The organism is Dactylosporangium sp. NPDC000521 (assembly GCF_042898305.1).
Taxonomy (GTDB): domain Bacteria; phylum Actinomycetota; class Actinomycetes; order Mycobacteriales; family Micromonosporaceae; genus Dactylosporangium.
Genome location: NZ_JBIAYW010000009.1, coordinates 124,537 through 136,761, shown reverse-complemented (window position 1 = coordinate 136,761; position 12,225 = coordinate 124,537). Strand labels below are relative to the sequence as shown.

Annotated in this window: 14 protein-coding genes; 4 read left to right on the top strand and 10 right to left on the bottom strand. The window is 71.3% G+C overall.

Annotated features, from left to right (window positions below):
* Position 1 precedes the first annotated feature (1 nt).
* The gene (locus ACFY3L_RS28550; RefSeq protein ID WP_389331376.1) at positions 2-949 is read left to right on the top strand and encodes an aldo/keto reductase; all 948 of its coding nucleotides are present in this window, start codon (positions 2-4) and stop codon (positions 947-949) included.
* Here ACFY3L_RS28550 and ACFY3L_RS28545 read toward each other — a convergent pair.
* From ACFY3L_RS28545 to paaA, 7 genes are read right to left on the bottom strand one after another with little or no spacing between them, the layout of a single operon-like run.
* Positions 939-1,637: an anti-sigma factor domain-containing protein gene (locus ACFY3L_RS28545; protein ID WP_389330446.1), complete on the bottom strand. Its 699-nt coding sequence runs from the start codon at positions 1,635-1,637 to the stop codon at positions 939-941. The genes ACFY3L_RS28550 and ACFY3L_RS28545 overlap by 11 nt on opposite strands.
* Positions 1,637-2,245, bottom strand: coding sequence for a sigma-70 family RNA polymerase sigma factor (locus ACFY3L_RS28540; RefSeq protein ID WP_389330443.1), 609 nt, complete (start codon positions 2,243-2,245; stop codon positions 1,637-1,639). The genes ACFY3L_RS28545 and ACFY3L_RS28540 overlap by 1 nt, the downstream gene beginning before the upstream one ends.
* Before the next feature lie 49 nt (positions 2,246-2,294).
* Positions 2,295-3,428, bottom strand: a complete 1,134-nt coding sequence (gene paaE / locus ACFY3L_RS28535; RefSeq protein ID WP_389330440.1) for a 1,2-phenylacetyl-CoA epoxidase subunit PaaE — start codon at positions 3,426-3,428, stop codon at positions 2,295-2,297.
* Positions 3,425-3,883: a 1,2-phenylacetyl-CoA epoxidase subunit PaaD gene (gene paaD / locus ACFY3L_RS28530; protein WP_389331373.1), complete on the bottom strand. Its 459-nt coding sequence runs from the start codon at positions 3,881-3,883 to the stop codon at positions 3,425-3,427. Before paaD ends, paaE begins: the two co-directional genes overlap by 4 nt.
* Positions 3,877-4,617 carry a 1,2-phenylacetyl-CoA epoxidase subunit PaaC gene (paaC, locus tag ACFY3L_RS28525; RefSeq protein WP_389330437.1) on the bottom strand — a complete coding sequence of 247 codons (741 nt, stop codon included), beginning with the start codon at positions 4,615-4,617 and terminating at the stop codon, positions 3,877-3,879. Before paaC ends, paaD begins: the two co-directional genes overlap by 7 nt.
* Positions 4,614-4,883 (bottom strand): 1,2-phenylacetyl-CoA epoxidase subunit PaaB, encoded by a 270-nt coding sequence (gene paaB / locus ACFY3L_RS28520; RefSeq protein ID WP_389330434.1) that lies wholly within the window; start codon positions 4,881-4,883, stop codon positions 4,614-4,616. The genes paaC and paaB overlap by 4 nt, the downstream gene beginning before the upstream one ends.
* Complete coding sequence (gene paaA / locus ACFY3L_RS28515; protein WP_389330431.1) at positions 4,873-5,892, bottom strand: 1,2-phenylacetyl-CoA epoxidase subunit PaaA; 1,020 nt, start codon at positions 5,890-5,892, stop codon at positions 4,873-4,875. Before paaA ends, paaB begins: the two co-directional genes overlap by 11 nt.
* A gap of 260 nt (positions 5,893-6,152) precedes the next feature.
* On the opposite strand from paaA, the gene ACFY3L_RS28510 reads away from it, so the two are divergent.
* Positions 6,153-7,007, top strand: coding sequence for a hypothetical protein (locus tag ACFY3L_RS28510; RefSeq protein ID WP_389330428.1), 855 nt, complete (start codon positions 6,153-6,155; stop codon positions 7,005-7,007).
* A 587-nt stretch (positions 7,008-7,594) separates the two neighbouring features.
* Here the strand turns inward: ACFY3L_RS28510 and ACFY3L_RS28505 are convergent.
* Complete coding sequence (locus tag ACFY3L_RS28505) at positions 7,595-8,443, bottom strand: menaquinone biosynthetic enzyme MqnA/MqnD family protein (protein ID WP_389330425.1); 849 nt, start codon at positions 8,441-8,443, stop codon at positions 7,595-7,597.
* A gap of 298 nt (positions 8,444-8,741) precedes the next feature.
* Here ACFY3L_RS28505 and ACFY3L_RS28500 point away from each other — a divergent pair, with 298 nt between their 5' ends.
* Positions 8,742-9,416, top strand: coding sequence for a hypothetical protein (locus ACFY3L_RS28500; RefSeq protein WP_389330422.1), 675 nt, complete (start codon positions 8,742-8,744; stop codon positions 9,414-9,416).
* Here ACFY3L_RS28500 and ACFY3L_RS28495 read toward each other — a convergent pair.
* Positions 9,322-10,572, bottom strand: a complete 1,251-nt coding sequence (locus tag ACFY3L_RS28495) for an MFS transporter (protein ID WP_389330419.1) — start codon at positions 10,570-10,572, stop codon at positions 9,322-9,324. The two genes, ACFY3L_RS28500 and ACFY3L_RS28495, sit on opposite strands and share 95 nt — an antisense overlap.
* 46 nt (positions 10,573-10,618) lie before the next feature.
* The gene (locus tag ACFY3L_RS28490; RefSeq protein WP_389330416.1) at positions 10,619-11,203 is read right to left on the bottom strand and encodes an ArsR/SmtB family transcription factor; all 585 of its coding nucleotides are present in this window, start codon (positions 11,201-11,203) and stop codon (positions 10,619-10,621) included.
* Between the two features lie 85 nt (positions 11,204-11,288).
* On the opposite strand from ACFY3L_RS28490, the gene ACFY3L_RS28485 reads away from it, so the two are divergent.
* Positions 11,289-12,059, top strand: coding sequence for a VOC family protein (locus ACFY3L_RS28485; protein WP_389330413.1), 771 nt, complete (start codon positions 11,289-11,291; stop codon positions 12,057-12,059).
* Positions 12,060-12,225 lie beyond the last annotated feature (166 nt).

The following is a 12,225-nucleotide window of genomic DNA, read 5'->3' as shown; positions in this document are numbered from 1 at the left end:
CATGCGTTATCGACGCCTCGGCTCCTCTGGCCTGACCGTCTCCGTCGTCGGCATCGGCTGCAACAACTTCGGCGGCCGCATCGACGCGGACCGCGCGGCGAGCGTGGTCCACGCCGCGATCGATCTCGGGGTGACCCTGTTCGACACCGCCGACGTGTACGGCGCGACACCGGGCGCCTCGGAGGAGGCGCTGGGCAGGGCGCTGGGGAAGCGCCGAGACGAGGTCGTCGTCGCGACCAAGTTCGGCATGGACGCCCGCGGCTCGAACGGGCCCGACTGGGGCGCACGGGGCAGCCGGCGGTACATCGCGAAGGCCGTCGAGGCGTCGCTGTGGCGCTTGAAGACCGACTACATCGACCTGTACCAGCTGCACGCCCCGGACCCGGGGACGCCGATCGAGGAGACCCTCGACGCCCTCGACGCGCTCATCAAAGCGGGCAAAGTCCGGTACATCGGACACTCGAACTTCTCCGGATGGCAGGCGGCCGACGCGGCATGGACCGCGAAGACCACCGGGAAGGCGCCGTTCGTCAGCGCACAGAACTACTACTCGCTGCTGGAGCGTGGCATCGAGAAGGATCTGGTCCCGGCGCTGGAGCACTACGGAGTGGGTCTGCTGCCGTTCTTCCCGCTCGCGCACGGGCTGCTGACCGGCAAGTACCGGCGCGGCGAGGCCGCCCCCGAGGGCACCCGCCTGGCGCGGGACGGCTTCGACAAGGTCCTCGCCGAAGCGCCCTGGGACACGATCGAGCGCCTGGAAGCGGTCGGCAGGGAGCGCGGCGTCGACCTGCTGACGGTCGCGATCGGTGGGCTGGCCGCCCGGCCGGCGGTGACCAGCGTGATCGCCGGCGCCACCAGCCCCGAGCAGGTCAGTGCCAACGTCGCGGCCGGATCCTGGATCCCCACCGCCGAGGACCAGGCCGCGATCGAGGCCGCCCTCACAAGTTGATCTTGCCCACGGTGTCCAGCGACGGTGAGGCGGATCCGCCGGCAGGCTCCCTGGTGACGGCGAAGGTGGGCGCGAGGCCGGAGATGTACTGCCGGCCCGTCCCACCGGCCACGACGCCGGCATTGTGCGCCGCGTCGTCGACCATCCACAGCTGGTAGTCCTTGTCCGCGCCCGGGTCGTCGAGGCCGTCCAGCACCGCCACCGCGGCGTTCCGGGACGGCGAGACGATCAGCGTCACCCGGCCGCCCGCCATCTCGGACGAGACCAGGCGGGCGTCCGGGGCGGCGAGGACGGCGTCGATCCGCGCGTTCTCCCGCTGGACGTCCCGCTGCGCGACCGTCCAGGTGCCGACGCCCACGCCGGCGGCCAGCACCGCGGCGGCCACCGCGCCGGCGGTCCAGCGCAGCAACCGGGAGCGCCGGGACCGGCCCGCGCCGGAGGCCCCCCGCCGGGGACGTTCCTGCGCGGTCCGGCCGATCTCAGCCAGTACAGACTCCCGCAAACGCGGCGGGGGTGCCTCGGCGACCGCGTGGGTCAGCCACGAGGCCGTCTCCCGCAGCTCGGCGACCTCGACCGCGCATGCCCCGCACTCCCGCAGGTGCCGGTCGAAGGCGGCGCGCTCCAGGTCGTCGACCGCGTCCAGCGCGTACGCGCCCGCCAGCGCGTGGATGTCCACCGTCTCGGCCATCAGAACGCCACCCCCAAGCAGTCCCGCATCCGGATCAGCCCGTCACGCATGCGGGTCTTGATGGTCGGCAGTGCGGTGCCGAGCAGGTCGGCGACCTCGCGGTAGCTGTTGCCGTTGTAGTACGCGAGCGTGATCGCCTCGCGCTGCAGGTCGGTGAGTCCGTCGAGGCAGCGGCGGACCTGCTGCTGCTCGATGCGGGCCGTCGCGGTCTCGACGACGTCGTCGAACGGGGTGTCGACGCTGCGGGCGGCCACCCGCTGCGCCCGGTCGCTGCTGGCCTGCTCGGCGCGGACCCGGTCGACGGCCCTGCGGTGCGCGATCGTGAAGACCCACGCGGTCGCGGAGCCGCGGGTGCCGTCGAAGCGGCCGGCGTTGCGCCACACCTCGACCATGACCTCCTGCGCGACCTCCTCCGACTGGGCCGGGTCGCGCAGCACACGGCGGATCAGTCCGTACACGCGGGGCGACAGCAGGTCGTACAGCTCGGCGAACGCCCGCTCGTCGCCGCGGGCGACCCGGCTCAGCAGCTCGTCGGCGTCGACCCGGCGCTGCGGTGCCGGCACGGCGACGAGTCGCTGGGTGGGCAGCTCCTCGTGTTCGGGTCTCATGCCGGTGATTCGGAGCGGCCGCGGCCGCGGATGGGATCGATCCCGAGCGTCATGCGTCGTAGTCCACCACGACCTTGTCCGTGATCGGCAGGGCCTGGCAGGTGAGGACATAACCGGCGGCGACCTCGTCGGGCTCCAGCGCGAAGTTGCGGGCCATCTCCACGGAACCGGACACGACCTTGGCGCGGCAGGTGGAGCAGACGCCGCCCTTGCACGCGTAAGGCAGCTCGGGTCGCTGCCGGAGCGCGGCGTCGAGGATCCGCTCATCAGGAGCCATCGCGATGGTCGACGTCCGGCCATCGAGCACAATGTCGACCGTCACGCCCGCTGTTTCGAAGATGGCACGGGCAGGCGCTGCCGGTACATCGGCGACATGAAACAACTCCGTGTGCACGGCGTCGTCGGACACGCCCCGGAGGCTCAGGGCGACCCGGGCGTCGAGGACCATGCCGTGCGGCCCGCACAGGAACCACTCGTCGACGGTGCCCGCCGGCAGCAGCGTGTCGAGGATGGCGCCGATGCGCTCCTCGTCGAGGCGCCCCGACAGCAGCGCCGACTCCTGCGCCTCCCGCGACAGCACATGGACGACGTGCAGCCGCTCACGGTAGCGGTCCTTGAGGTCGGCGAGCTCCTCCGCGAACATGACGGTGCCGGCGGCGCGGTTGCCGTAGACGACGGTGAACCGGCTGCCCGGCTCGACCTCGAGGGCCGTCGCGACCAGCGACAGGACCGGCGTGATGCCGGAGCCGGCGACCAGCGCCGCGTAGTGCCGGGTGCGGGACGGGTCGAACGCCGTGGTGAAGTGGCCCAGCGGCGGCATCACGTCGATCTCGTCGCCGGGGCAGAGGCCGGCGACCGCGTAGGACGAGAACGCCCCGCCGGGCACCGCCCTGATCCCGACCCGCAGGACCCCTTCGGCGGCGAGCTTCGACGGGCTCGAGCAGATGGAGTACGAGCGGCGGATCTCGGTGTCGCCGTGCCACCTGCGCACGGTGAGGTGCTGCCCCGCCTGGAACGCGAACGCGGCGCGCTGTGCCACCGGGACGTCGAACGTCACCACGACCGAGTCGTCGGTGAGCTGCTCGACGTCGACGACGGGCAGTCGCTGGAACGCCGGACGCCGTTTGCCGGTCGGGCCGCCCTGCTGCTCGCCGGCCTGACCGGTCTGCGTCTGGCTGGTCATATCGCCTTCACCGCGTCGAAGGGCTCGAGGCAGGCGGTGCAGCGCCACAGCGACTTGCACGCGGTCGAGCCGAACCGGGACAGCTGCTGCGTCGCCGGCGACCCGCACCGCGGGCACCGGATCGACAGCTGGACGGTCACCCTGGTGGAGTTCGGCGGCGCGATGCCGGCCGCGGCCAGCTTCGACCGCCCTGCCTCGGTGATCATGTCGGTGGTCCAGGGCGGGTCGAGCACGGTCCGCACCTCGACGTCGGCGACGCCCGCGTCGTGCAGGGCGGACTCGATGTCGGCGCGGATCAGGTCCATGGCGGGGCAGCCCGAGTACGTCGGGGTGATCGTCACCGTGACGGCGTCGCCGTCGACCGAGACGTCGCGGAGGATGCCGAGCTCGGCGACGTTGAGGACCCGCAGCTCGGGGTCCTTGACGGCGGCGACCACGTCGAACAGCGTCACCAGCGGGCTCCCGGGTGCGCGCGGTGCAGGACCTGCATGTCGGCGAGCAGCTCGGCGAGGGCGTCGGTGTGCTCGCTCCTCGGCGCCGCCGCCGCTTCGGTCGTGGGTCTGGTCAGCATCGCTTCGGCGAGGACCGCGTCGATCGTGTCGAGCCAGGCCGGGCGCAGCGTCGACGGGGCGACCACGACGCCGGTGAGGGCCAGGGCGTGCACGGCGGGGTCGGCCCCGAACAGCTGGTGCGTGTAGGGCCAGATCTGGTCGACGGCGGCCTGCATGCGGCGGTGCGACTCCTCGGTGCCGTCACCGAGCCGCATCACCCACCTGGAGCTGTGATCGACGTGGTACGCCGACTCCTTCCTGGCCTTGGCGGCGACCGCGGCGATCCGCTCGTCGCCGGCGCCGATCGACCGGTCGTAGAGCAGCCGCTGGTACACCGACAGGAACAGCAACTTGGCCATGGTGACCGCGAAGTCACCGTTGTCGAGCTCGACCAGCTGGACGTTGCGGAACTCGTGCGCGTCGCGCAGGTATGCCAGGTCGTCCTCGGTGCGGCCCTGGCCTTCCAGCTCGCCGGCGTAGCTCAGCAGCATCCTGGCGACGCCGAGCTGGTCGAGGGCGATGTTGGCCAGGGCGATGTCCTCTTCCATCTCCGGCGCGCGCGAGCACCACTCGCTCAGCCGCTGCGCGGCGATCAGCGCGTCGTCGGCGAGGCCCAGCACGTATCCGAAGTGGCTCATATGTGGCTCGCACCTTCGGGCACGTCGTAGAACGTGGGATGCCGGTACACCTTGTCGGCGGCGGGCGCGAAGAAGGCGTCCTTCTCGTCCGGGCTGCTCGCGGTGATCTCCGCGGCCGGCACGACCCAGATCGAGACGCCCTCCTGGCGGCGGGTGTAGACGTCGCGGGCGTTGCGCAGCGCCATCTCGGCGTCGGCCGCGTGCAGGCTGCCGACGTGGGCGTGCGACAGCCCGCGCCTCGGCCGGACGAATACCTCAAACAACACTGTTCTCTCTTTTCACCGCGTACGCCATGGCGGCCTCACGCACCCAGGCGCCCTCCTCATGGGCGCGCCGGCGGTGCTCCATGCGCTGCCGGTTGCAGGGTCCGTCGCCCTTGATCACGCGCATCAGCTCGTCATAGTCGGGCTGGGTGTAGTGGTGCTGCTGGCGCTCCTCGTCCCACCGCAGGTCGGGGTCGGGGATCCGCAGCTCGAGGACGCCGGCCTGCTGGACGCACATGTCGACGAACCGCTGCCGCAGCTCGTCGTTGGAGAACCGCTTGATCTTCCAGGCCATCGACCGCTCGGAGTGGGTCGAGTCGCCGTCGGGCGGGCCGAACATCGCCAGCGACGGATACCACCACCGGTCGACGGCGTCCTGCGCCATCGCCTTCTGCTCGGGGGTGCCGTGCGACAGCGTGTGCAGGATCTCGAACCCCTGCCGCTGGTGAAACGACTCCTCCTTGCAGACGCGGATCATCGCCCGCGCATACGGTCCGTAGGAGCACCGGCACAGCGGCACCTGGTTGACGATCGCGGCCCCGTCGACGAGCCAGCCGATCGCGCCTACGTCGGCCCAGGTCAGGGTCGGGTAGTTGAAGATGGAGCTGTACTTCTGCCGCCCGTCGATGAGCATCTCGACCAGCTCGTCGCGGGAGATGCCGAGCGTCTCGGCGGCGGCGTAGAGGTACAAGCCGTGACCGGCCTCGTCCTGCACCTTCGCCAGCAGGATCGCCTTGCGCTTCAGCGACGGCGCGCGGGAGATCCAGTTGCCCTCCGGCTGCATGCCGATGATCTCCGAATGCGCGTGCTGGGCTATCTGCCGGATCAGCGTCTTGCGGTACGCCTCAGGCATCCAGTCGCGTGGCTCGATCTTCTGGTCGGCCGCGACGATCGCGTCGAAGTAGCCCTGGAGGTCTTCCCCGGCCGCGACGTCCCGGCCGGCGGCGTCGTGAAGGTCCCGCTCGGCGCTGTCCACCTGCTCGAGGAGCGGGGCGAAGTCGTTGCCGTACACACCCTCAGTGTTACAGCAACCGACCGTATCGGCAAGAAGGTGTCACAGCCATCGAGGCAACTACCAGTGACTTTGAGCGCGTCCGCGCTGCGAGGAATGCGTTGGAAGGAGAGACTGTCCGGGATCGTCACGTGGCGTCACCCCCTGATCGCTTACGTGCCGGTTACACCAGCTACATCTGCTCATGACCAGCGGTCGATGCAATGGGTGCGACCGCCAGGGAGGACCACCGACCCATGCTCAAGCGCGTCGGATTCACCATGCTCGTACTGTTGGCCGTCGCAGTGATGATCGGCGTCCCGTTCGTGTGGGGCAGCGACATGATGGACGACCGCACCTCCAGCGCCGCCGCGCCCGCCGCCGTGACCGAGTCCGCGACGCTGCGGGTCGAGGCGACCCGGAAGGCGGCTCCGGCGGCGCCGGCCGCCCCGTCACTCCCACCGGCGCTACTGCACCCCGCCGCGGTCACGGTCGACGCCGCGGGCTTCTGGTCCTGGACGGTCCTGGACCGCCGCACCGGCGACATGGCCGGCTCCCCCAACGCCGCCACCACCCAGCGCACCGCCTCGATGATCAAGGCCTGGCTGGCCGCCGACTACCTGCGCCGCACCCCGGACCCCAGCGCCGCGAACCTCCGCCAGCTCACGTCCATGATCCGCAACAGCGACAACACCGCCGCCTCGCACTTCTGGACCCTCAACGACCGCTCGGCCAGCATCACGCGGCTCGTGCAGCTGTGCGGGCTGACGGACAGCAAGGCATACATCGACTGGGCCAGCACCCTGCTCTCGGCCCGCGACGCCGCCCGGATGGGCGCCTGCATCGGCGACGGCCGCGCGGCCGGCCCGAAGTGGACCGACTGGGTCCTCAACGAGATGCGCAACGTCTCCAGCAGCCAGGAGTTCGGCATCGTGCCCGCCCTGCCGACCGCGGAGCAGGCGACGACGGCGGTCAAGAACGGCTGGATCGCCCGCAGCGACGGCCAGTGGCACGTCAACTGCCTGGCCATCGGCACCGAGTGGGTCCTCAGCGTCCTGACCGTCTACCCGTCCTCGAAGGGCATGGACTACGGCGCCGGCATCTGCGCCAGCGTCACCCGCCAACTCCAGGCCTGAGCGAACGCCGCCCGCTCTGCGTTCGCCTGCCTGTGGCGCTCGCCTACGGTGGCGTTCGCCTGCGGGCGGCGTTTCCCTCTGCCCGGTGCTCGCCTGCGCCTAGCCCGTTCCCGCCGCAGGTGACTCTCCCGGCGCCCGTATCCGTTCGCCGCCCGATCACCCGCGCCGACGCCCGTGCCCACCTGGGTCTTCCGGCAGCGGGACGAGGTCCCGCAGGGCCGAACCGTGCGTCTCGCCGGCGACGGCACATACGCTCGCTCAGCTCTACCGAGCGCGCGAACCCGGGCATCCCACCAGGCGCGAGCCGAGCGTCCCGGCCGAGCCCGGCATCCCAGCCCGGGCGTCCCAGCCGAGCCCGGCGTCCCAGCCAAGCCCAGCGTTCGAGCCCGGCGCGCGGGTCACGCGCGCGGTCGGGCAGCGAACGGGCGACGGCTCGACTCGGGGACGTCTGGCCGGGGTCAGGCGTCGGGCCGACCGGAAGGCGGAGCGGCGGTCACGGTGGCGCTCCGCTTTCTCTTCACCGTACCTGACGCATACAAATTGATCACTGAACTCGTATACGTCTCCGTCACCATCCGTAGTAGTGGCTAGCCGACGAAGAACTCCGGGCCGTTCGGAGGGAGGGCGGGCACGACGCCGCGGGCGGCGGCGCGGCGGGCGAACTCGCGGATGCCGTCCACCTGGCGGGCGCCGAGGGAGAAGTCCAGCACGCGGAAGTAGTGGGCGAGGGTTGCCGCCGACAGGGTCTCCCAGCGGGCGGCGGCCTCGGCGACCTCGTCGAGCTCGGTCAGGCAGAGCTCCTTGGAGCGCAGGAACGCCTGGTGGACGTCCTTGACCAGGCCGGGGTGGGCCTCGGCGAAGGAGCGCCGGACGCCCCAGGCGGCGAAGACCATCGGCAGGCCGGTCCAGTCGCGCCAGGCCTGGCCGAGGTCGGTGACGGTCCAGCTGTGCCGCGGTGCGTCGTGCATCGCGCGCAGGGCCACGTCGCCGATGATCACGGCGGCGTCGGCCTCGTCGAGCATGCGGGCCAGGTCGGGCGGGCTCTGGAAGTAGGTGGGCGTCACGCCGACCTTCGACTCCAGGTACATCTGGGCGAGCAGGACGCCGGTGCGGGACGTGGCGCCGAGGGCGACCCGCCGGCCGGAGAGCGAGGTCAGCGGCACCGTGGAGACCAGGTTGACCGACAGCACGGGGCCGTCGCTGCCGACCGCGATGTCCGGCAGCAGCAGCAGGTCGGACGCGTTGCGCAGGTACTCGACCAGCGTGATCGGGCCGACGTCGAGGTCACCGGCGACGAGGGCGGCGCTCAGCCGCTCGGGGGAATCCTTGTGCAGGTCGACGTCGATCAGTGCGCCGGAGCGCATCAGCCCCCAGTAGAGCGGCAGGCAGTTCAGGAACTGGATGTGGCCGACGCGGGGCCGCTGCAGTGCAGGCACACCGCCATGGTGCCCCAGGATTCGTCGCTCAAGCAGGGGAGGCGGCCATTGTCACAGTGCGTGACTCGGCGGGACGCGCAAATACACACACGGCGCGTACCCTCAGGGGGTGCGACGCCCCCTCGCCATACTCGTCTGCGCCCTGCTACTGGCGGGCTGCAGCGCGTTTGACGGACAGAAGCCGCAAACGGCCCAGCAAACCCAGCAGGCGGCCGCGACAACCGCGGTGAGTGAAGGCGCGGCGAGTCCGGCGGCGAGTCCGAGCCCCAGCGGCCCGCTGTTCACGCCGACCAATCCGGTGACGATGAACGTGAAGGGCTTCTGGTCGTGGGCGTTCTACGACCTGAAGGAAGACAAGATGTACGGGTCGACCCCGTACACGACCAGCGACACCGCCAGCATGGCGAAGGCCTGGGTCGCCGCGGACTGGCTGCGCCGGCAGGCGGAGCAGAACAAGCAGCCCGCGGCCGCCGCGCTGCAGGAGCTGTCGCGCATGATCCGCGACTCCGAGACGGAGAACACGTTCAAGTACCACGTCCAGAACGGCAACCTGACCTCGATCAAGCGCATGATCACGACCTGCGGGCTCACGGAGACCAAGGGCACGCAGAACTCGTGGAGCCTGACGCAGATGTCGGCGCGCGACGTGGCCCGGCTGGCGAAGTGCATCGGCGACGGCCGGGCGGCGGGGCCGAAGTGGACCGGCTGGCTGCTCAACGAGATGCGTAACGTGCGCGGGCCGGGGCGGTTCGGGCCGATCGAGGCGCTGCCGGTGGACGTACAGAAGACGACCGCGATCAAGAACGGCTGGCTCGCCCGGGACGACGGCCAGTGGCACATCGCGTGCATGGCCGTCGGCGACGGATGGACGATCGGCGTCATGGCGCACTACCCGAGCACGCTGGGGAAGGACTACGGGACGAAGACGTGCCGGGAAGTGACGAAGCAGCTGCTGACCCAGCCGCCGCGCTGACCCGCCACATCCAGCTGCCGAGGATCGCGGCGGCGGTGACGCCGGCGACGCCGCAGCCGATGACGATCTGCCGCGGCTCGAACCGGCCGACGAGGACGCCGCCGGCCGCGTAGCCGATGAGGTTGGCGGCGTTGATCACGGCGCCGAACCGGGCGAAGAACGCCCCTCGCACGGCCGCGGGGACGCGCCTGGCCGCGATGACACCGAGGAAGTTGTTCTCCGCTCCGTTCACGGCGCCGCCCAGCAGCCACAGCGGGTACATGAGCCACACCGCGGAGACGAAGCCCGATCCCAGCACGACCAGGGCCGTGGCCAGGTGCATCAGCACGAGGAGGCGGCCGAGCAGCCCGTCGTCGCGGGCGCGGGCCGCGGCGAGCCATCCTCCGGCCAGCATGCCGGCCGTCCACGCCGCTTCGACGAACCCGAACTCGGCCGGGCTGCCGCCGAGCGTCTCGCGGACGAAGAAGACGCCCACGACCATGTCGACGTTGATCGTGAGCACGATGGCCCCGACGAGGCAGGTCAGTGCGAGCAGGAATGTGTCGTCGCGGATTTTCCAGGGTGTACGACCAGCGCCCGCCGCTTCCGTCGGCGCCGCCGTGCGGCGGGTGTGCAGCAGGAGCCCGGCGGCGACGACGGCGAGGTAGGTGGCGGCGTCGATCAGCAGCGGGATGCGCAGGCCGAACGCGCCGACGAGCAGCCCTGCGAGGGCGGGACCGGCGAGCGAGCCGACCGAGTTGGCGGTCTGCCCGATCGCCATGGCCCGGCCGACGCCGTCGGGTCCGGCGCAGTCGGGCAGCAGCGCGTTGAACGTCGGCGACGTCACCGCGACGCCGGTGGCCAGCAGCGCGACAAGCGTGATCAGCAGCCACGTGCTGTCGGTGAGCGCCATCGCGGCGCAGCAGGCGGCCTGGCCGAGGCCGACGGCGGTGAGCAGGACGCGGCTGTCGACCCGGTCGACGAGCCGGCCGACGAGCGGGGCGAGCACGACGACCGGCAGGACCGACGCGATGAGGACGGCGGCGACGGCGGGTCCGCCCGCGCCGCGTTCCTGCAGCGCGAGCAGGATCGCGGTGGCGGCCATGAAGTCGCCGAGGAACGAGACGCCCCGCGCGACCGCGAGCAGGTACACGTCACGGGCGGATGTGAAGGACATGCTTCGAAGTTAATCCTTCACATCTCGTGATCACCAGACGGTTGCCCTAACTGCGGGGGAAGGTCCGGTACGTCACGTTCACCTGGCGCGAGCCCTCCGGCGGGTCGGGGCGGCGGGACCGCGCGTACCGCTCGAACAGCGCGAACACCTCCTCGTTGAGCGCCTTGAGCTCGTCGGCGGTGACCTGGATCTGCATGTCGGCCGAGGTCGCGGCCGTGTACCACGCGTAGGGCTCCTCGTCGCGGCGGGCCAGCCAGGCCCGCGCCCGGGCGTCCTCGATCTCCAGGAACATCAGCGACAGCTCCCGGTCCGCGGCCCGCTCCGCCGCGCCGCCCTCCGGGCCGGGCTCGATGTTGAGCCCCTGCAGATGGCTGCGCCAGACGCGCTCCCGGCCGTCACCGCGGCTCGGCGCCTGCTCGATCAGGTTGACCTTCGCCAGTTCGCGCAGGTGGTAGCTGGTCGCGCTGGGCGACAGGCCGCAGACCTCGGCGAGCTCCGTCGCCGTCGCCGGCTCCCCGCCCTCGAAGAGCCGGTCGAGGATGGCGATCCTCGCCGGGTGCGCGAGCGCGCGCATGGTCGAAGCGTCGCGGATGTGCGCCCGCACCGGCGTCTCGGGGGTCTCATCAGCCACGTACCCAGGGTATTCATGTCCCTTCGGATGATCTAAGGTCAGACCTTTTTTCTTATCGTGAGGGATCTTCAACTGAGGGGGATCGGTGCGAGTACGTGGTTATGCCCCTGCTACGCCCTGCTGGACCGTGCTGACCAGCGCCGATCCTTCGGCCTCCGCCGACTTCTACACCGGGCTCTTCGGCTGGACCCTGGCCCCCGCCGACGACGGGACCAGCGCGTTCCTGCTGCGCGACCTGACGGTCGCCGGCCTGGCCGCGGCACCCGGCCGCCCCTCGGCGTGGCTGACCTACGTGTCGACCGACGACGCCGAAGCGACCGCGGACCTGGTCGCCGACGCGGGCGGCCGCACGCTCGCTCCACCGGCGCAGGCCGGGACGCGCGGACGCAGCGCCCTCTTCGCCGACGCGAGCGGCGCGGTGTTCGGCGTCTGGCAGCGCGGGACGTTCGCCGGTACGCAGGTCGTCAACGAGTCGAACGCGATCTGCTGGAGCGAGGTCGTCACCCCCGACGTGACCGCGGCGGTGACCTTCTACGGGAAGGTCTTCGGCTGGACCGAGCGCGCCGGGTCGGCGGGCGCCAACCAGGAGTACCACGAGTGGGTCGCGACGAACCGCGTGGTCGGCGGCATGAGCCCGATGGGCGCGCTCTACCCGCCGGGAACGCCCGCGCACTGGCGCACGATCATCCTGGTCGACGACTGCGCCGCGACCGCCTCCCGCACCGAGTCGCTGGGCGGGCGGGTGATGGCCGGCCCGGTGGACGCGGGCATCGGCCAGGGCGCGTTCCTGACGGACCCGACTGGGGCCGCGTTCCTCGCGTTCGAGCTGCTTCCCGAGCTGAGGGACCACTTCTAGGCATGTCTTCGCCGGTACGGCCGGCGCATCGCACCCGGCGGCCACACCTCGAGCCGGGTGCGCCTTCCACGGCCGCCGCGGCTGGGTCGGCGGCACCAGCTTCGCATCCGCCATACCGATGCAGGTCAAGAACAACAAGACGCTGACCGTGAACATCACCGTCAGC

What these genes read in the sequence shown, in the direction of transcription:
- paaC (WP_389330437.1), bottom strand. Translation starts at nt 4,617, where the DNA reads ATGAGCCACTTCGGATACGTGCTGGGCCTCGCCGACGACGCGCTGATC.
- ACFY3L_RS28540 (WP_389330443.1), bottom strand. Translation starts at nt 2,245, where the DNA reads ATGAGACCCGAACACGAGGAGCTGCCCACCCAGCGACTCGTCGCCGTG.
- ACFY3L_RS28545 (WP_389330446.1), bottom strand. Translation starts at nt 1,637, where the DNA reads ATGGCCGAGACGGTGGACATCCACGCGCTGGCGGGCGCGTACGCGCTG.
- ACFY3L_RS28495 (WP_389330419.1), bottom strand. Translation starts at nt 10,572, where the DNA reads ATGTCCTTCACATCCGCCCGTGACGTGTACCTGCTCGCGGTCGCGCGG.
- paaE (WP_389330440.1), bottom strand. Translation starts at nt 3,428, where the DNA reads ATGACCAGCCAGACGCAGACCGGTCAGGCCGGCGAGCAGCAGGGCGGC.
- ACFY3L_RS28510 (WP_389330428.1), top strand. Translation starts at nt 6,153, where the DNA reads ATGCTCGTACTGTTGGCCGTCGCAGTGATGATCGGCGTCCCGTTCGTG.
- ACFY3L_RS28550 (WP_389331376.1), top strand. Translation starts at nt 2, where the DNA reads ATGCGTTATCGACGCCTCGGCTCCTCTGGCCTGACCGTCTCCGTCGTC.